The sequence below is a fragment of the Rhizobium oryzihabitans genome (genome assembly GCF_010669145.1).
In the GTDB taxonomy this organism is placed as follows: domain Bacteria; phylum Pseudomonadota; class Alphaproteobacteria; order Rhizobiales; family Rhizobiaceae; genus Agrobacterium; species Agrobacterium oryzihabitans.
Window position 1 is genome coordinate 22,302 of sequence record NZ_CP048633.1, and the last position, 18,398, is coordinate 40,699.

Consider the following 18,398-nt stretch of genomic DNA (forward strand, 5'->3'; position numbering starts at 1 on the left):
TGGAGGCTTCCTCAGCGAACGTGCGGATCCTTGTCGTGCGAGTGACGGGACGCGGAGATGACATCAACGTCCGGGGCCAGCAGATCGTGTTTGGCGGCAAAGGCTGCAAACAGACCCCGGGCGGTGTCCGCTTCGATCTCACCGCGCAATGCCGCCCTGCAGGCCTTCAGCGCCATTGAATGCGCCGTATCGCGCATTGATGCCGGCCATTCCGCCAGATGCCGGTAAGCGTCGATGACGCTGCGAACCTCGGTCGGGAAACCAAGGCCGATAAGGATGGTGACGGGCTCGTTGAACACATCGGGTTTCATCGCGCTCTCCTTCCTACCCCCGATGTTGACGGGCGCCGCTGCAACGGCGCCCGTTTTTTTAAAATTCGATCAGGCCGCCTTTTGCGCTTCGATCTGCGCCGAGGCAACCTTATGCTGAAGGGCCGGGCTGGTCTGGATATCGATCTTGCGCGGTTTCAAGGCCTCAGGAATCTCACGAACGAGATCGATCGACAGAAGACCGTTGCGGAGATCGGCGCCATTCACCCTGACATGGTCGGCAAGTTCGAAACGGTGTTCAAAAGGCCGGCCGGCTATACCGCGATGAAGGTATTCATCGGCGGAAGCGTCCTGCTTCTTGCCGGTAACGGTGAGAAGGTTGGACTGAAAGGTGATGTCTAGCTCGTCCTCGGCAAACCCTGCGACCGCGACCGAAATCCGGTAGCTGTCATCGCCGGTCTTGACGATGTCATAGGGCGGCCAGTCGCTGATCGAGCGGGCGCGCTGGGCATTTTCAAGAAGATTGAAGATCCGGTCGAAGCCGACGGTCGAACGGAACAGGGGTGCGTAGTCATAAGATGTTGCCATAGCCATATCCTCCTTGAAGCAACATGGGTACAGAAGCGCCGAAACGCGGCGCTTCCAGCAAGTCCAGCCCTGTCTCAGCAGCTGGCGGCAATCGATTTGGTTTTCGGAAATTTACGATTCAAGGGTGCCGTCAGAAAAAATTGACGTCCAGGCGCCCGCCAGGACCAACTCAGTCGAGTTCATGGACCGCGGCATTGTCCTGTACCTCGCGCAGTCCTTTATAGGACGCATGACGCAGGTTGCCATCGTCGGTCCAGCCACGGAACTCGATTTCGGCGATGAGCGTCGGCTGCGCGAAGACGTAATTCCTGCCCTTGAGCGGAACGACCGGTGTCTTCGTCTTCAGCCTATCCAGGGTCTTCTTCAGATACGCCGCATCTTTCTCCTTAAACCCGGTTCCAACGGCGCCAACATAGACCCAGTCATGGCCACGTCTCGCCGCCAGCAGCAAACTGCCAATCCCGCCGCGCGCCGCCGCCGACTGCTCGTAGCCGACAATCATGAAGCTCTCGCTTTGAACACACTTGATCTTCAGCCAGTCGCCGGTCCGGCCCGAGCGATAAGTGCTGTCACGATGTTTTGCGATGATGCCTTCCATGCCGAGGGAACACGCGCTCGCCAATAATTCAGCGCCGTCCGCGTCTATTTCTTCGGACAGCTGGAGTGCGCCGGTCGCGTCTTCAAGCAGGTCCCCCAGCAAGTGCCGGCGGACCGACAGCTCGGTACGAGTGAGATCGTGACCATCGAAATACATAAGGTCGAAGGCGAAGAGCACGGCTTCTGTCGACGCCCGTTTGCCGCCTCGCCCACCGAGCGAGCGTTGCAGAGCGCCGAAATCTGAGCGGCCCTCGCCGTTCAGCACCACCGCTTCGCCGTCAAGGATGGCTGTTGCAACTCCAAGGTCCCTGGCCGCTGCGGCGATAGTGGGAAACCGGTGCGTCCAGTCGTGGCCGCCCCGGGTAATGATCCGCACACCCTTCGGCTCGATGTGGACCGCGAGCCGATAGCCGTCCCATTTCATTTCATAGACCCACTCGGGGCCGTCTTCAGGAGCGCCAGACATGGCTCGACGCGATCTGGCATCGGGTCGAACGGCAGATTGGGCTGAGCCGGATCGCGCCTGCGGCGCGGCTGCGATTTTGCCGTCAGACTGTCATTCTGCAGGAGCGGCTTGGCGGGACGTTTCATTTGCCCGCCCGATTCTCGGCTGCAACCGACTTCTTCAGCGCGTCCATGATATTGATGACATTGCTGGGTGCCGACTTCGCCGGTGTGGATGTCCTCGGTTTTGCAGACTTCTTCAGCGCTTTCTTCTTGGCGGCAATGATGTCAAGCAACCGATCCTGAACCGGATCGATGACCATCTTGGGGTCCCAGTGCTGCGTTTGCTTTTTGATCAGTTGCTGCACGAGACGCATCATCTCACTATCGCCCGTTTCGTCTTCTTCGATCCCGCCAAAGTAAGTATCCTCGTCACGGACTTCATCCCCATAGCGCAGCGTCCACAGAACGATACCCTTGCCGCGTGGCTCAAGCATGACGGCGCGCTCGCGGCGGGTAATTACGAGACGTGAAATCCCCACCATGTTCTGCGCTTCCATCGCATCCCTGATGACCGAGAATGCTTCCTGGCCGACGGCATCGTTGGGTGAAAGATAATAGGGCGTGTCGAGCCATATCCACTCAATGGTGTCACGGGGGGTAAACGTCGAGATGTCGATGGTCTTTGTGCTGTCGAGCGCAACGTTTTCCAGTTCTTCGTCTTCGAGGATGACGTATTCGTTCTCGCCACGCTCATAGCCCTTGACCTCATCCTCCTCCCTCACCTCTTTTCCGGTAACACTATCGACGTAGTGGCTGACGACCCGGTTTTTGGTATCGCGGTTGAGGGTGTGGAAGCGGACCTTCTCACTTTCGGACGTTGCCGGCATCATCTGCACGGGACAGGTGACGAGCGAGAGTTTCAGATAACCTTTCCAATAGGGACGGACAGCCACGATTTTCCTCCGTCAGCCGGCGCGGCGCGTCTGTGACGAGACCGCATTTGATTTGGCAGCAGCACCCGGTTTCGAAGCCTTCTGACGGCCGGCACTCTTGTTGGCGTTAGAAACGGCGCGTTTCTGGCCGGATTTGGTGCCCATGCCAGCACTCTCACGCAGCGCCTGCAAAAGGTCGTTTTGCCTGGGGACGGCTGCGGCCTTCTTCTTCGGCAGGGCCCTGCCCTCGATCTTGGCCTTCACCAGCTCGGCAACGGCGGCTTCATATCGGTCGTCGAACGTGCTGGCATCGAAGGTCCCCTTCTTTGTGCCGATAATGTGCTCGGCAAACTCAAGCATCTCGCCTTCGATCTTGAGGTCCGGCAACTCCTCGAAGGCTTCCGCCGACGAGCGGACTTCATAGTCAAAGTTGAGCGTCGTGGCGATCAGGCCCTTCCCGTGTGGCCTGATCAGCACCGTACGCAAGCGTCGGAAGAGCACGGTGCGGGCGATCGCAGCAACTTTGGCTCTTTTCATGCCATCGCGCAAAAGTACGAAAGCGTCCGTCCCCATCCTGTCGGGCGCCAGATAATAGGGCTTGTCGAAATAGACGCTGTCGATCTCGCTGCAGGGGATGAAGGCGTCGATCTTCAGCGTCTTGTCGCTGTGAGGCACGGCGGCAGCCACCTCGTCCGGCTCGAGAACGATATACTGGCCGTTCTCGATCTCATAGCCCTTGACCTGGGCGTCCCGTTCCACCGGATCGCCGGTCTCGCTGTCGATAAATTCGCGTTTCACCCGGTTGCCGGTTCGGCGATTGAGGGTGTTGAAAGCAATCCGTTCAGATGATGATGCCGCAGTATAGAGAGCCACAGGACACGCGACTTCTCCAAATTTGATAAAGCCCTTCCAGTTCGCTCGCGGGGCAACCATGACGCAAAACTCCTGCCACAACCAATGCGATTCAAGCGATTCAGCATGCATTTGTTCCGAGTCAAAACGAATCATTTTTCAAGGACTTAGGGCCACGATCAGAACTGGCGTTGCGAGTCTGCGCTAGACGCTTGATTCCGGTGCATCTTTTTGAGGCGACGAACGTTTCCTCTTCACGAAACGCGAAGAGGAGGCCTGTCATGAGCAAGCGTGAACTGATCGATACCGGAACCGACAAGCGTTATGTGCGCCGCGATAAGGACGGCAAGTTCAAGGAAAGCGTCGACGTCTCGCGATCGCTCTCTGCCGACGCGCGCCACGATGCGAAGCATGATGCGAAACCGGGCCGGGGTGACCGGGGTGATCGCAAACACTGAACCCCGGTGAAGCTCGCCACGTATAACGTCAACGGCATTAACGGTCGGCTCGAGATCCTGCTCCGCTGGCTCGATCGGGCAAAACCCGATGTCGTCTGCCTGCAGGAGTTGAAGGCGCCGGACGAGAAGTTTCCGCTTCGCCAAATCGAGCGCGCAGGCTACGGCGCCATCTGGCATGGGCAGAAATCATGGAATGGCGTTGCAATCCTTGCCCGGGTCACGAACCTCTCGAGACGCGCCGGGGCTTCCCGGAGACCCTGACGACAGCCACAGCCGGTATATCGAGGCTGCCATCGATGGCATGATCATCGGCTGCCTTTACTTGCCAAACGGCAACCCGGCACCCGGGCCGAAATTTGACTACAAGCTGCGCTGGTTTGAGCGGCTGCGTTTCTACGCAGGTCAACTGATTGAGCTGGACGTGCCATGCGCCCTTGTTGGAGACTTCAATGTCATGCCGACCGACCTCGATGTCTATAAACCGGAGCGCTGGCGAGACGATGCCCTGTTTCGGCCGGAGGTTCGCGCAGCCTATGCCCACCTAATTTCAATGGGCTGGACGGATGCCATTAGACTGCTGCATCCGGATGAGCGGATCTATACGTTCTGGAAGTATTTTCGGAACGCGTTTGCGCGGGATGCGGGTCTGCGCATTGATCATTTCCTGCTGACCCCATCCGTGCAGGAACGATTGCAGGCGTGCGGGGTCGACAAGTTTGCGCGTGCGTGGGAGCACACCAGTGATCACGCCCCCGCCTGGATTGTACTGGACGACCGATAGAGACCCATAGAGCGGATAAGGATGCTTCGCGCGCCTCCCTGCTGGCGGCGAAGGGCGGACCGACGCTTTCGCATGAGCGCTGTTATGGCGGACGGGCTGGAAAGGTCTTTGTCCATAATCGAGCATATGTCGACGCCTTTGGACCGAACGGACCCATAGGCTTCGACGCCCGCACAGACGCCGCGGCGATCGAAGGCTCGTCTTTGGAACGAGGGGGTTCCTAGAAAACGTTCCGGTGCACATCACTCATCGCCCGTCGCAAATCATCGATCGCAGATGCCGTCTGTCCTGGGTGACCGTCGAGGGCCGGCGGCATTTTCCAACCTGGATCGATGCCTTCCATGTTCGGCAGTTCATGAGCAATGCCTTTATGGCAATCGATGCAGGTGGCCTTGCCCGTCAACAGATATTTGGATGCAAATTCAGGATCGCCGCTCCACCAGGCATAACGCACACCCGCTTCAGCCGCCGTAAACAAAAGAAACCAGATAAGGAATGCCAAGTGTTTCATCGTGCGCCGCGCCTAGGCACCGCATCGGCAAAAGGCAGGGCATAACCACCGATGACGACCCACAGGAAGGGCCAGCCCGCGCCATGCAGGGCGGCCAGCGGGAAAAACAGCCGCAGGGCTTCCGAAAGGATGGGGGGCTGCCTCATCGCACCCGCTCCTTTGCTGAAAACAGTTCGGCGAAGGCCGGACTCTCAGACAGGCGTTCCGCTTCGTCGAAAACCGCCCGCGCCATGCGCCGGCCCGGCGAACCGGCGGGCTTATGCGCGGCAATGACGCGGCCGTCCATGCCTGAAAGCACGATCAGCCTGTCGGCCACCATCAGCGCTTCATGAAGATCATGGGTGACAAGAAGGGTGGAGAAACCGCGCCTGCGGGCGGTACCCACCAGAAGCTCCTGCAAATGGCGTCGCAGGCCGACATCGACGGCGCTGAAAGGTTCGTCCAGAAACAGCATGTCCGGCTCCACCGCCAGCGCCCGCGCCACACCGGCGCGCTGGCGCATGCCGCCGGAAAGCTCGACCGGATATTTGCCGAAATCCGCTTCTTCCAGCCCAACTTCGAGCGCAAAACACCCAGCCCTTTCACGGCGTTCCCGTTTCGGCATGCCGGTGGCCGCAAGGCCGTAGGCTATATTGTCGATCAGCGTCATCCATGGCAGCAGCCGCGGTTCCTGAAAGACCAGACCCTGCCGGCGATATCGACGATGCACGCGGCCGCGAACGGGATCGATGATGCCAGCCGCGATCTGCAGGATCGTCGTCTTGCCGCTGCCGGAAGGGCCAAGCAGCGCCACGGTTTCCCCCAGCGCTATGCTCAGGTCGAAATTCTCGAACAGGCTGCGACCTAAAAAGGCGTGGCCGACATGTTCAAAACGCAGGTTGGAATGATCGCTCATCGTTTGACACCCCATGGCAGCCCGGCGGCGCGCCAGCGTTCCAGCGCTTCGCGCAGCAGATGCAGCAGGCCGTAATCGGTGAGCAGCGCCAGCGCGACGGTGATGGTGAGCCAGGCGCTGACCTGCGCGATATCGAACAGCGCGCGTGCGGTGGCCAGTTCGCCGCCAATGCCGCCGGAATTCGACAGAAGCTCGGCCATGACAGTGACTTTCCACGCACTGCCGGCCGTCGTGGTCCAGGCGGGAAAGAGATAGGAAAGCACATGCGGCATGGTGACGGTGCGCAACCGGTAAAACCATGGAGCACCGAAGGCCTGCGCCATCACCTCCAGCTGACGATCCCGCTTGGCGACACCTTCCAATGCACCGGCAAAGGAAACGGGAGCCGATGCGATGACAACGGTCATGACGGCAGTGCCGCCGGAGGAACCGAACCAGATCAGCGCCAGCACGATCCAGCCTATGGGCGGAACGCCGAGCAGGACGGTGACAACAGGCTTCATCAGCCGCATGGCCGCGAAGGAGTAACCCGCCATCACGCCGGCGACGGTGCCGATGCCCGCCGCAATGGTGAAACCAGTCAGGGCCCTGACGGCGCTCTGCGACAGGATCGCGAAGAAATCCGGCCTCGCCGCAAGCACTCCGATAGCCGTGAAGGTCTCACCCGGCGAAGGCAGGATGAAGGAGCCATAAATTTCATGCCCGGCCTGCCAGGCGGCGAGAAAGCAGAAAATACCCGAAAGCCCCGCCCAGCCCGCCCAGAGATAGCGGCCCATCCAGCCAAGACTTTCGAGAATGCGGTTCATGCCTGCTACACCAGATAAAAACCGTCATCCGGCCGCCGACCGCCGATGATCGCGGGGTCGGCCTTGGCGAGTTCATCGTAAAACGCCTCAAGATCGGTACGCGCAGCACTCGCCTTCAGCGCACATAGATGGCTAGTCGGGAAGGAGGCAGCGATGATTTCCGGCGGGAAACCCAAGGCATCGGCGGCCGCAGCGGCCGCCGTCATCGTGCGTGTGGTGCATCCCGGTGATCTCTTCGGTTTCGCCCGGGCGCTGCAGCGGTCCGATTATCCCGGTACCGCGACCACGGCCGCCGAAAGCGTGATCCTTTCCTGGCAGACGGACCTCTGGCCGCACTTCGTCGAGCAGAACCCGCACCTTGCCGTCTCCGCCATGCAGACCATTGGCCAACGTCTTGAGGAAGCCCATACGCGCATCCGCGAAATGTCGACGCAGGAGGTAGAGCGTCGGGTGGCGCACGCCGTACTGCGCCTTTCGCAACAGGCAGGGCGCAAGGAGGTGGACGGTATTCGAATCGACTTCCCGATCTCGCGGCAGGATATAGTGGAAATGACCGGTACCACGCTCCACACCGTTTCTCGCATCCTGTCCAGTTGGGAGAGCAAGGGCCTCGTACAGGGCGGCCGGCAGAAGCTTCTCGTATGCGATCTGCCGGGCCTCGCTCAACTAGCGGACGGCGATACCAGTCAAGTCTAGGGCGGAGCCTTGGCCTCGCTCATTGCGACAGCCTGCTCTTGCGCATTTCTTACTGTCTGTCGATTATAAGCAGGCTGCTAGTTGAAGTGGCGGGACATATGATGTTTATAAATGCGGTAAACACTGAGGGGAGCGAACCATGCCCCATGTCGCCCGCGTATTTCAGTCCGGTAACTCCCAATCGATTCGCCTGCCGAAAGAATTGCGTTTCGACGTCGATCGCGTGGACATAACGCAAGTGGGCGATGCGCTTGTTCTGCGGCCGCACGTTGAGCGTGGCGAGGCATGGCCGTCCCTGAAAGCAGCGATTGCGCGCGGCGTAAGCGACGATTTTATGGGAGGCGGGCGCGACGAGCCAGATCCACAGGACCGGCAGGAGATTTATTCGGTGTTTACGTGATCTCGCATCTTCTCGACACGAATGCGGTCATTCATTGATTGGCCGCCGATGGGATAAGCAGGTGCATCCCGCTCGCGAGATCGATCGCTTCGTGACCGGAACGATTGAGGCGAAGCGCAGGAAGGGATGAGAGCGCCGCAAAATGTCCGCATCCGAAGACAAAAATCCGACGGCTGTCGTGCAGGCTTGCGGAAAACGCAGGCATATCCGCGTCGGATATTGCATGGCGGCCTGTTAAAGAACCGTGATCTCGCTGTCCAGGACCGACGCGAGCAGGCTGTTGTCTTCGGGCCGCACCGGTTGCGCAGCCATGCGCGCTGCAGGTCTTTCGAAATCCCCTCCCCATCCGTTAAACTCGACTGAAGGAAACTTCTGAACTCCGTGTCGCCCTTGAACCCAGGCGACGTGCAAGCCTGACGGCCGACGATGGACGCCCCCCAGCACGAGAGGAAACATCCTCACCGTTGTCCATTGCCGCACCGATCGGATCTTGTAACGGGATGCCGAGAAGGCGCGTGTCGACCGATGCTGGAACCAAAACAACATCAGAGGGTTAATCAGGCGGATCAATCTACGCAGATCCGAGCTAGGGAGAAAACTATGAAAAACACTATTCTCACAGCCGCCTTCATTTGTGTCTCGGCCCTTGCAGCACATGCTCAAGGTGCGCCCGCGGCCAACAGCGACAGAAACACGCCGGCAATTGCGACCCCCGACATGAAAAACCCGACGGCCCCGGTGGAGGGCGCCAACAGTTTTACTGAGGACCAGGCAAAGGATCGGATCGAAAAAGCGGGTTATACGGGGTTGAAGGATCTCAAGAAAGACGACAGGGGCGTTTGGAATGCCACCGGCATGAAGGACGGCAAAACTGTTTCGATCGCCCTCGATTATCAGGGCAATGTTGTTGCCAAGTAACCCCTAGGAGGATGTTATGAGAACTGTTACCGGACTTTTTGACGATTACGCAGACGCAAGTTCCGCTGTCAGTGAACTCGAAGCTCTGGGCGTACCATCCAGCGATATCAGTATCGTTTCCAATAACAGCGATCGGCGACACGAAGAGTCGAATGCCGCAGAAGGGGCCGGAACTGGTGCGGGGATCGGTGCGGTCGTCGGCGGCGCGGGCGGCCTGCTCACCGGCCTTGGCTTGATGGCCATTCCGGGCGTCGGTCCGGTCGTCGCAGCCGGCTGGCTTGCTGCGACTGCGGCCGGCGCGGCAGCCGGTGCGGTTGCAGGAGGGGCCGCTGGCGGGATTATTGGCGCACTGACGAGCTCCGGCGTCCCGGAACGAGATGCCCACTTCTACGCCGAAGGCGTCCGAAGGGGTGGCACCCTCGTCACCGCAAAGGTGGATGACGCCTTGGCGCCGGAGGCTGAAGCCATTCTCAAACGCTCGAATTGGGTCGATCCGACAGAACGTCGCGCCGCCTACGAAAAGCAAGGATGGACGCATTTCGACGAAACGCTCTCGCCCTACGAGGCCGACCAGATCGAGCAGGAACGGCTTCGCTATCGCCGCAATGGTATGTGAGAGTTTCAGGAGGGGCGCCACGGTGGCGCCCCTTCAGTGACGCCCGATACCGCCTTTGATAAAGATCTCGTTTGTAAGCCGCGATTAATTTAACGGTCTGCGACAGAGATTTCATTCCACCCGCTCTAACTAGCACTACTTTGGCAGAATTGAATTTTTGCTTTGAAAGTGCTGTTGACAGTGCGGACATCGGATCTGTGCTGTCGGTATAGCAAGCGCATTGATCACGGCTCGACGGACGGCTGGCAAGGTCGGTTCAGGCGGCCCTCGGCGAACTCTTTGCTTCTTTTTTTTCCCACTTTGCAGTTTGCAATCTCTGGTGCTGGAGAAAAGCATAAGCGATCATCGTCATCAGAGCGTGCCGATGTAGGCCTTGCCACGATCGGCCCTCGAAGTGATCGAGACCGAGCTCCTCTTTCATCTGCTGATGTGCCTGTTCGCAGACCCATCTCGCCTTGATCGCGGCCGCCAGCACTTTCAATGTCGCATCGACGGGCAGGTTGGACAGGTAGTATTTGCGCTCGTCGTTTGATCGCCATTCGCCAACTAGCCAGGCCGCTTCGCCCGGCATGTGCTGCTGTCCCTTGTCATAGATGCGCTGCGGCGTGCCATCGGCGATCCGGATGCGCAATGCTGCAAACCGTGCGGTCAGGCGACCTTTTGTGCCGCGGCGCCAACTGACCTTCTTCCAGCTTGCAGATGCCAACATCGTTTCGGCGGCAACCGAAAGGGTGTCGGGGATCGAATGCTTGCGAGGACGGCCATGACCGGAGACGGGAAAGATCAATCCGACATCATCGGGATAAACCTTCTGATGCTTGGGGATACCGACCGCCCAGGTGAGGCCACGTTCACTCAAGCCCTTTCGGAACGCAGCCGACAGGCCGTAACCTGCGTCAGCCAGCACTGTGCCAAACCGGACACCGGTCACGATCAACCGATCGATCTCGGCAAGAGCAATCTCCGGCTTCGTGCGAGAGGTCCGCATGTCGTCTGGGACCCCAGCCTTCGCCATGCGCTCCTGATCACCGATCCAGCTATCCGGCAGGAACAGACGCAGGCCAACCGGGACCGGCACCTCTTCTCGCGCAAGCGTCACCGACACCAGCGTCTGGCAATTTGCTCTCTTGCCCAGCATCGAGGCGTATTGCGGCGCGACTCCGACCGAATGATCACCCTTCTTCGGCAGGCCGGTGTCATCAATCACCAGAAACGCATCGGATGCGCCAACGATCCTGTCCGCCTGCAGCGCGAGCTCGGCCTCAAGAGGAACAGCATCCCAAAGGCCGTCGGAAATGAAATGGTGGAGGCGGTCATACTGGCCTGGAGCGAACCGTTCCGCCATCGGCTCAATACTTTTGCGGTCTCCGGGGCCGATAAGCCCCGACACATAAAGTGGACACATCTGTCGCCGTTTCTTGTGTCCAAGCTTCTCCAGAAACGGCTGCAAAAATGCTGAAAGCTCCGTATTCCAATCCGCCATATCGCGCCCCAAAAGTGAGAGCGCAAATCATCTCAAACCAGGCTTGCACGAATCTGCCAAAGTAGTGCTAGCACTACTTTGGCAGAATTGAATTTTTGCTTTGAAAGTGCTGTTGACAGTGCGGACATCGGATCTGTGCTGTCGGTATAGCAAGCGCATTGATCACGGCTCGACGGACGGCTGGCAAGGTCGGTTCAGGCGGCCCTCGGCGAACTCTTTGCTTCTTTTTTTTCCCACTTTGCAGTTTGCAATCTCTGGTGCTGGAGAAAAGCATAAGCGATCATCGTCATCAGAGCGTGCCGATGTAGGCCTTGCCACGATCGGCCCTCGAAGTGATCGAGACCGAGCTCCTCTTTCATCTGCTGATGTGCCTGTTCGCAGACCCATCTCGCCTTGATCGCGGCCGCCAGCACTTTCAATGTCGCATCGACGGGCAGGTTGGACAGGTAGTATTTGCGCTCGTCGTTTGATCGCCATTCGCCAACTAGCCAGGCCGCTTCGCCCGGCATGTGCTGCTGTCCCTTGTCATAGATGCGCTGCGGCGTGCCATCGGCGATCCGGATGCGCAATGCTGCAAACCGTGCGGTCAGGCGACCTTTTGTGCCGCGGCGCCAACTGACCTTCTTCCAGCTTGCAGATGCCAACATCGTTTCGGCGGCAACCGAAAGGGTGTCGGGGATCGAATGCTTGCGAGGACGGCCATGACCGGAGACGGGAAAGATCAATCCGACATCATCGGGATAAACCTTCTGATGCTTGGGGATACCGACCGCCCAGGTGAGGCCACGTTCACTCAAGCCCTTTCGGAACGCAGCCGACAGGCCGTAACCTGCGTCAGCCAGCACTGTGCCAAACCGGACACCGGTCACGATCAACCGATCGATCTCGGCAAGAGCAATCTCCGGCTTCGTGCGAGAGGTCCGCATGTCGTCTGGGACCCCAGCCTTCGCCATGCGCTCCTGATCACCGATCCAGCTATCCGGCAGGAACAGACGCAGGCCAACCGGGACCGGCACCTCTTCTCGCGCAAGCGTCACCGACACCAGCGTCTGGCAATTTGCTCTCTTGCCCAGCATCGAGGCGTATTGCGGCGCGACTCCGACCGAATGATCACCCTTCTTCGGCAGGCCGGTGTCATCAATCACCAGAAACGCATCGGATGCGCCAACGATCCTGTCCGCCTGCAGCGCGAGCTCGGCCTCAAGAGGAACAGCATCCCAAAGGCCGTCGGAAATGAAATGGTGGAGGCGGTCATACTGGCCTGGAGCGAACCGTTCCGCCATCGGCTCAATACTTTTGCGGTCTCCGGGGCCGATAAGCCCCGACACATAAAGTGGACACATCTGTCGCCGTTTCTTGTGTCCAAGCTTCTCCAGAAACGGCTGCAAAAATGCTGAAAGCTCCGTATTCCAATCCGCCATATCGCGCCCCAAAAGTGAGAGCGCAAATCATCTCAAACCAGGCTTGCACGAATCTGCCAAAGTAGTGCTAGGTCCTGTTGACAAAGTGGATTCCCAAATCAGCAGAAGCGTGATTCAAGACTGCTTTTTAGGAGGCAGTTTTGGCTCGCGGCGACCTGACAGATATGGAATGGCGGATCATCGAGGGGTTGTTGCCCACCGAACGCGGCAGGAAGTCCCGACCGTCGCACGATAATCGGCAATATCTGAACGGTATGCTGCATGTCCTTCGGGTCGGATGCCCGTGGCGCGACATGCATGAGCGATACGGAAAGTGGAATTCGGTCTATGTGCGCTTCCGCCGTTGGGCCGAACAAGGCGTTTGGGACGCCCTGCTTGAGACCCTCGTCGAACTGGGGCTGACGGATGACTGGCAGCACATGATCGACAGCACCACTGTTCGCGGCCATTCGCAGGCGGCGGGCGCAAAAGGGGGACTTATCAGGAGGCTTTTGGTCGATCACGCGGCGGCTTTACGACGAAAATCCACGCCCGAGCAGACGGTCAGGGCCGCCCTCTTGGCTTCGTCCTGACAGGCGGCGAGGCTTCGGACTACAACGCCGTTCCTGACTTGCTGGCGATACCGGTCGGCAAGCCGAGGTTGTTCCTCGCCGACAAAGGCTACGACGGTGACTTCCTGCGTGAAGAACTCCTGATCCACAGTATCAGGCCGGTCATTCCGCCAAAAACCAACCGAAAGAACCCGCCTGCCTGCGACTTTCGGGTTTACAAAGATCGAAACCGCATCGAGCGGATGTTCAACCGTCTCAAGCAGTTCCGGCGCGTCGCGACCCGATACGACAAGACACGAAAATCCTTCTCGGCATTCCTCGCCCGGGCAGCCGCAAAGATATGGCTGCCATACTTTGTCAACAGGACCTAGCACTACTTTGGCAGAATTGAATTTTTGCTTTGAAAGTGCTGTTGACAGTGCGGACATCGGATCTGTGCTGTCGGTATAGCAAGCGCATTGATCACGGCTCGACGGACGGCTGGCAAGGTCGGTTCAGGCGGCCCTCGGCGAACTCTTTGCTTCTTTTTTTTCCCACTTTGCAGTTTGCAATCTCTGGTGCTGGAGAAAAGCATAAGCGATCATCGTCATCAGAGCGTGCCGATGTAGGCCTTGCCACGATCGGCCCTCGAAGTGATCGAGACCGAGCTCCTCTTTCATCTGCTGATGTGCCTGTTCGCAGACCCATCTCGCCTTGATCGCGGCCGCCAGCACTTTCAATGTCGCATCGACGGGCAGGTTGGACAGGTAGTATTTGCGCTCGTCGTTTGATCGCCATTCGCCAACTAGCCAGGCCGCTTCGCCCGGCATGTGCTGCTGTCCCTTGTCATAGATGCGCTGCGGCGTGCCATCGGCGATCCGGATGCGCAATGCTGCAAACCGTGCGGTCAGGCGACCTTTTGTGCCGCGGCGCCAACTGACCTTCTTCCAGCTTGCAGATGCCAACATCGTTTCGGCGGCAACCGAAAGGGTGTCGGGGATCGAATGCTTGCGAGGACGGCCATGACCGGAGACGGGAAAGATCAATCCGACATCATCGGGATAAACCTTCTGATGCTTGGGGATACCGACCGCCCAGGTGAGGCCACGTTCACTCAAGCCCTTTCGGAACGCAGCCGACAGGCCGTAACCTGCGTCAGCCAGCACTGTGCCAAACCGGACACCGGTCACGATCAACCGATCGATCTCGGCAAGAGCAATCTCCGGCTTCGTGCGAGAGGTCCGCATGTCGTCTGGGACCCCAGCCTTCGCCATGCGCTCCTGATCACCGATCCAGCTATCCGGCAGGAACAGACGCAGGCCAACCGGGACCGGCACCTCTTCTCGCGCAAGCGTCACCGACACCAGCGTCTGGCAATTTGCTCTCTTGCCCAGCATCGAGGCGTATTGCGGCGCGACTCCGACCGAATGATCACCCTTCTTCGGCAGGCCGGTGTCATCAATCACCAGAAACGCATCGGATGCGCCAACGATCCTGTCCGCCTGCAGCGCGAGCTCGGCCTCAAGAGGAACAGCATCCCAAAGGCCGTCGGAAATGAAATGGTGGAGGCGGTCATACTGGCCTGGAGCGAACCGTTCCGCCATCGGCTCAATACTTTTGCGGTCTCCGGGGCCGATAAGCCCCGACACATAAAGTGGACACATCTGTCGCCGTTTCTTGTGTCCAAGCTTCTCCAGAAACGGCTGCAAAAATGCTGAAAGCTCCGTATTCCAATCCGCCATATCGCGCCCCAAAAGTGAGAGCGCAAATCATCTCAAACCAGGCTTGCACGAATCTGCCAAAGTAGTGCTAGTTCTCGGCGTCCACGTCTGGAGCACGGATGGGAGCTACGAACTCAAAGTCGTGCAGGGAATAATGCTGATCCGAACCAAGCACTGCGACGCTCCAATAGTCGCGTGCGTGCCCGAACACGGTGCTGATCTGGACGACCTCGCATTCGTCGCCTTCCGCATCTTGCGTCTTTCTCCGTGCCCAATAGACGGACAATGGTTCAACCGAGAGCGGATCAATCATGTTTACTCCACGCATGTTTTGATCGATCGGTAGGACGATTCGCAGGCGTTCGTCATGCTCTTCTCCTAATGTAGCGACCGTTCCCCACTCCTCTGTGAGCTGTGTGAGCGGCTCAAAGGATAGCTTGAATCCGGAATTGAGAATGATCGTTTTGCCAGCTTGTTCGATGACCTGCACGCCGTAACTGTTTCAAATTGTTGTATTTCGTGACGTGACGTTGGGAACCAAAAGTCTCGAAAAGGCTTCTTTTGTCGTTGGTAACCGAACAGGAGAAAACCAATGCGTCGAACAATTCTCGCCTCTACTGCGGTAATCGCAGTCCTACTCGGAAGCAGCGCTGGTGCGCTTGCCCAGGATGGAACGGTTAAAGGTGCCGCTGGCGGCGCCGTGACAGGCGCCATTGTTGGTGGTCCCGTCGGGGCAGCAGTCGGCGGCGTAGCTGGCGCCATTGTTGGGACCGCAATCGATCCACCGCCACAGGAAGTGGTAACCTATGTTCAGGAGCAACCCGCCCCGGCTCCGGTGACCGTGAGCCAGGAGATCGTCGTGGGTAAGCCCGTTCCCGAAACGGTCGTGTTGACGCCTGTTCCGAGCAACGAGCATACGCGGTGGTTAATGACCAGCGTGTGATCATTGACCCTCGCACCCATACCGTGGTGCAGGTCGTCCGATAGTCCCGGGCCAATCACCCGTTTCAAACGAGCCGGAAGCTGCCACGCAGCATTCCGGCTTTTTGTTGCAATGAGCCCGCGGCCGTTTATGGCCGGGGTACAGGCTCCCAAGCCTTATGCCTGTCCCATAAGCGGGACGCCAGGAATCAGGAGTTGAATTGTCTTGTCGATGAAGGCGCTTTGCGCTTGTGGCACGCCGACTTGCCTCAATGCGATAAAAAATTGTCTTCGCCGATGACTTGATCTCTGAGACCGGCACCTAAATGTCCCGGCAGCAGCCTCAACAGTGAAACTCATCGGACATGGAAAAACATACCGAAGAACGCCTTGGGGTCATTGTCGAGTCGTCGTTCGACACGATCATCAGCAAGGATCTCTCCGGCACGATCGTCAGCTGGAATAAGGCCGCCGAGCGAATGTTCGGCTACTGCGAGGCGGAAGCTGTTGAACAATCGATCTACTTGATCGTCCCGGACGACAAGCGGGATGAGGAGGCAGAGATCCTTCGCCGCCTGAAAGTCGGCGAGCGACCCGAGACGTTCGAGACCACGCGGCGCCATCGTAACGGGCGACTGGTTCCGATTTCTATCACGATTTCACCGATCAAAAGCCGGGACGGGCAGCTCATGGGGGCGTCGAGCATCGCCCGCGACGTCACGCAGACGCGAGAGAGCGAGCGCCGGCTTCGCCTGCTGATGCGCGAGATCAATCACCGCGTCAAAAACCAGTATGCCGTGATACTTGCGGTGATACGCCAAACGGCGGGACGGTCCGGATCGATCGAGGATTTCGAGAAGCGGATCCGCGAACGCATCATGGCGCTCTCCCACTCGCATGATCTCCTCTCCCAGGTCGATTGGGCCGGCGTCAGCCTCGCCGACCTCATCGCGCATCAGCTCAAACCCTTTAAAGACGTCTATCCTGTCCAGGCACTTGGACCGGAGATCGCCCTTGATGCCAATGCCGTCCTCAATATCGGCATGGCGCTCCACGAATTGATCATGAACGCGATGCACTTCGGTTTGACAGAGAGCGAGGGTATATCGGTGAGCTGGAAGCTATCATCGGCTGAGGACGGTAACCCGGTCGAATTCGAGCTGAGTTGGTCCGAACCAGCGCTGCAATACGCTGACCTCTTGGCGCAAGACGAAGGGTTTGGCAGGCTGGTTCTTTGTCGGCTGGTGCCGTCCGCTCTTTCGGGACACGCAGCCTGGAGCCTCGCAGACGGCAGGGTCGTCTGGAGGCTGACGGCACCTCTGTCACGCATCCAGGTTGGCTTGCGCGATCCGTTCTCGGAATGGTCTTGTTAAGCTGTTGCTTGAGAAGGCGTTGACGCCTTGATTTTACCTGTATTAACCTGTGATAGAGCGGTGGACGCAAGGACGGGGCTTAGGGCAAAGTGATGGATCAACCAATCGAGCGAAACGGCAAGAGGGCATCGGCGCGCGAACGCTTCCTCGAGGCCGTACTGCACAGCGCTATCGATTATGCCATCGTCTCGATGGATCTCGACGGACTTGTGACGATCTGGAACGAAGGTGCATCCCGCATCCTGGGGTGGAGCGAGGAAGAAATGCTCGGCAAGCCGGCGGCGATTTTCTTCACCACTGAGGATCGGCGGGCCGGTATCCCGCAAGCTGAGATGAAGTCTTCCCTTGAGCAGGGCCGCGGCGCCGACGAGCGTTGGCACCTGCGCAAGGACGGCACGCAATTCTGGGCCTCTGGCGAGATGATGGTTCTGCGCTCGGAAAACGGATCGGCGGAAGGCTTTCTCAAAATCCTTCGTGATCGCACGGAGGAGCGGCAGGCCGTCGAGCGGCAAAAGCTGCTGATGCATGAGCTCAATCATCGGCTGAAGAACTCTCTTGCTGTCGTCCAGTCGATCATCATGCAGTCTCTTCGAAACGCCGGCTCGATCGAGGAGGGCGGTGCGGCCCTGCAATCGCGTATCGCAGCCTATTCCAGGGCACATGACATCCTGCTGCATGAGAACTGGACGAGCACCACGGTCGCCGCAGTCGTCGAAGCTTCCGCTGTCAGCCTGGGTCTGGAAGGTAGCCCGAGGTTGCGGTTCGAGGGATCGCCGGTGCTGCTCGGGCCGCAGGCCGCTCTCTCACTGTCTCTCGTTCTGCATGAACTCGGCACCAATGCCACGAAGTATGGTGCTCTGTCCGGGGCTGAGGGTCAGGTTTCCGTCACCTGGTCGGTTGCCGATGAAGACGGTGCGCAGCAGTTCACGTTCAGGTGGGAGGAGTCCGGCGGCCCTGAAGTCGAGCAGCCAACGCGGACCGGGTTCGGATCGCGGCTGGTCGTATCCAGCCTGAAGGCTTACGGCGATGTTTCCCTAGACTACCAGCCGTCTGGGGTGATGATGAGGTTTCAGGCGCCACTCTCAAAGCTGCAGCATGGTGAGACGGATGGCGCGGCAACAAGCGCCTGACGTGCAAGCATGTTGACTGAAACAGCGGGCTTGCACCAAATCGTTGATCATAG

Annotated in this window: 18 protein-coding genes and 6 pseudogenes; 10 read left to right on the plus strand and 14 right to left on the minus strand. The window is 58.9% G+C overall.

Annotation, left to right across the window (positions count from 1 at the left end; translation table 11 throughout):
* Positions 1-11 precede the first annotated feature (11 nt).
* The 5 genes and pseudogenes from G3A56_RS16260 to ku (G3A56_RS16280) form a co-directional block, all read right to left on the minus strand.
* A complete protein-coding gene (locus G3A56_RS16260; protein WP_082186168.1) occupies positions 12-311 on the minus strand; it encodes a DUF982 domain-containing protein in 300 nt (99 codons plus the stop codon).
* Positions 312-380: 69 nt separating this feature from the next.
* Entirely contained in the window at positions 381-857 is a 477-nt protein-coding gene (locus G3A56_RS16265; RefSeq protein WP_072495314.1) for an Hsp20 family protein, read from the minus strand.
* 169 nt (positions 858-1,026) lie between these two features.
* Positions 1,027-2,045, minus strand: a pseudogene (ligD, locus tag G3A56_RS16270) (non-homologous end-joining DNA ligase).
* Positions 2,042-2,854, minus strand: coding sequence for a non-homologous end joining protein Ku (gene ku / locus G3A56_RS16275; RefSeq protein WP_052821361.1), 813 nt, complete (start codon positions 2,852-2,854; stop codon positions 2,042-2,044). Before ku (G3A56_RS16275) ends, ligD begins: the two are co-directional and overlap by 4 nt.
* 12 nt (positions 2,855-2,866) lie before the next feature.
* Complete coding sequence (ku, locus tag G3A56_RS16280; RefSeq protein ID WP_052821364.1) at positions 2,867-3,766, minus strand: non-homologous end joining protein Ku; 900 nt, start codon at positions 3,764-3,766, stop codon at positions 2,867-2,869.
* Positions 3,767-3,966: 200 nt separating this feature from the next.
* On the opposite strand from ku (G3A56_RS16280), the gene G3A56_RS28450 reads away from it, so the two are divergent.
* On the plus strand, positions 3,967-4,143 hold the full coding sequence (locus G3A56_RS28450) for a hypothetical protein (RefSeq protein ID WP_052821360.1): 177 nt from the start codon (positions 3,967-3,969) through the stop codon (positions 4,141-4,143).
* Between the two features lie 6 nt (positions 4,144-4,149).
* Positions 4,150-4,924: pseudogene (gene xth, locus G3A56_RS16285) on the plus strand (exodeoxyribonuclease III).
* A gap of 220 nt (positions 4,925-5,144) precedes the next feature.
* Here xth and G3A56_RS16290 read toward each other — a convergent pair.
* The 5 genes and pseudogenes from G3A56_RS16290 to G3A56_RS16310 form a co-directional block, all read right to left on the minus strand.
* A pseudogene (locus G3A56_RS16290) lies at positions 5,145-5,339 on the minus strand (NapC/NirT family cytochrome c); the annotation flags it as partial.
* Positions 5,340-5,431: 92 nt separating this feature from the next.
* The gene (locus tag G3A56_RS29630) at positions 5,432-5,581 is read right to left on the minus strand and encodes a hypothetical protein (protein ID WP_164056690.1); all 150 of its coding nucleotides are present in this window, start codon (positions 5,579-5,581) and stop codon (positions 5,432-5,434) included.
* On the minus strand, positions 5,578-6,330 hold the full coding sequence (locus G3A56_RS16300) for an ATP-binding cassette domain-containing protein (protein WP_052821357.1): 753 nt from the start codon (positions 6,328-6,330) through the stop codon (positions 5,578-5,580). The genes G3A56_RS29630 and G3A56_RS16300 overlap by 4 nt, the downstream gene beginning before the upstream one ends.
* Positions 6,327-7,136, minus strand: coding sequence for an ABC transporter permease (locus G3A56_RS16305; protein WP_003504683.1), 810 nt, complete (start codon positions 7,134-7,136; stop codon positions 6,327-6,329). The genes G3A56_RS16300 and G3A56_RS16305 overlap by 4 nt, the downstream gene beginning before the upstream one ends.
* A gap of 5 nt (positions 7,137-7,141) precedes the next feature.
* Positions 7,142-7,312: a hypothetical protein gene (locus G3A56_RS16310; protein WP_225246562.1), complete on the minus strand. Its 171-nt coding sequence runs from the start codon at positions 7,310-7,312 to the stop codon at positions 7,142-7,144.
* Positions 7,313-7,337: 25 nt separating this feature from the next.
* Here G3A56_RS16310 and G3A56_RS16315 point away from each other — a divergent pair.
* The 4 genes and pseudogenes from G3A56_RS16315 to G3A56_RS16330 all read left to right on the plus strand — a co-directional run.
* Positions 7,338-7,832: pseudogene (locus G3A56_RS16315) on the plus strand (Crp/Fnr family transcriptional regulator); the annotation flags it as partial.
* A 139-nt stretch (positions 7,833-7,971) separates the two neighbouring features.
* Entirely contained in the window at positions 7,972-8,232 is a 261-nt protein-coding gene (locus G3A56_RS16320; protein WP_164056698.1) for an antitoxin, read from the plus strand.
* Between the two features lie 600 nt (positions 8,233-8,832).
* Complete coding sequence (locus G3A56_RS16325) at positions 8,833-9,150, plus strand: hypothetical protein (protein ID WP_052821354.1); 318 nt, start codon at positions 8,833-8,835, stop codon at positions 9,148-9,150.
* Between the two features lie 16 nt (positions 9,151-9,166).
* Complete coding sequence (locus G3A56_RS16330) at positions 9,167-9,766, plus strand: general stress protein (RefSeq protein ID WP_052821353.1); 600 nt, start codon at positions 9,167-9,169, stop codon at positions 9,764-9,766.
* A 256-nt stretch (positions 9,767-10,022) separates the two neighbouring features.
* Here the strand turns inward: G3A56_RS16330 and G3A56_RS16335 are convergent, their stop codons facing one another.
* Together G3A56_RS16335 and G3A56_RS16340 are read right to left on the minus strand one after the other, a co-directional pair.
* A complete protein-coding gene (locus tag G3A56_RS16335) occupies positions 10,023-11,249 on the minus strand; it encodes an IS701 family transposase (protein WP_142174431.1) in 1,227 nt (408 codons plus the stop codon).
* A 194-nt stretch (positions 11,250-11,443) separates the two neighbouring features.
* A complete protein-coding gene (locus G3A56_RS16340) occupies positions 11,444-12,670 on the minus strand; it encodes an IS701 family transposase (RefSeq protein WP_142174431.1) in 1,227 nt (408 codons plus the stop codon).
* A gap of 164 nt (positions 12,671-12,834) precedes the next feature.
* Here G3A56_RS16340 and G3A56_RS29635 point away from each other — a divergent pair.
* A pseudogene (locus G3A56_RS29635) lies at positions 12,835-13,592 on the plus strand (IS5 family transposase).
* A gap of 123 nt (positions 13,593-13,715) precedes the next feature.
* Here the strand turns inward: G3A56_RS29635 and G3A56_RS16350 are convergent.
* Positions 13,716-14,942 (minus strand): IS701 family transposase, encoded by a 1,227-nt coding sequence (locus G3A56_RS16350; protein WP_142174431.1) that lies wholly within the window; start codon positions 14,940-14,942, stop codon positions 13,716-13,718.
* Positions 14,943-15,009: 67 nt separating this feature from the next.
* Positions 15,010-15,411, minus strand: a complete 402-nt coding sequence (locus G3A56_RS28955; RefSeq protein ID WP_246231360.1) for a hypothetical protein — start codon at positions 15,409-15,411, stop codon at positions 15,010-15,012.
* Between the two features lie 102 nt (positions 15,412-15,513).
* Here G3A56_RS28955 and G3A56_RS16360 point away from each other — a divergent pair.
* From G3A56_RS16360 to G3A56_RS16370, 3 genes and pseudogenes are all read left to right on the plus strand, one after another.
* A pseudogene (locus tag G3A56_RS16360) lies at positions 15,514-15,908 on the plus strand (DUF1236 domain-containing protein).
* Between the two features lie 299 nt (positions 15,909-16,207).
* A complete protein-coding gene (locus G3A56_RS16365; RefSeq protein WP_052821397.1) occupies positions 16,208-17,215 on the plus strand; it encodes a sensor histidine kinase in 1,008 nt (335 codons plus the stop codon).
* A gap of 92 nt (positions 17,216-17,307) precedes the next feature.
* Entirely contained in the window at positions 17,308-18,345 is a 1,038-nt protein-coding gene (locus G3A56_RS16370; protein ID WP_052821398.1) for a sensor histidine kinase, read from the plus strand.
* Positions 18,346-18,398 lie beyond the last annotated feature (53 nt).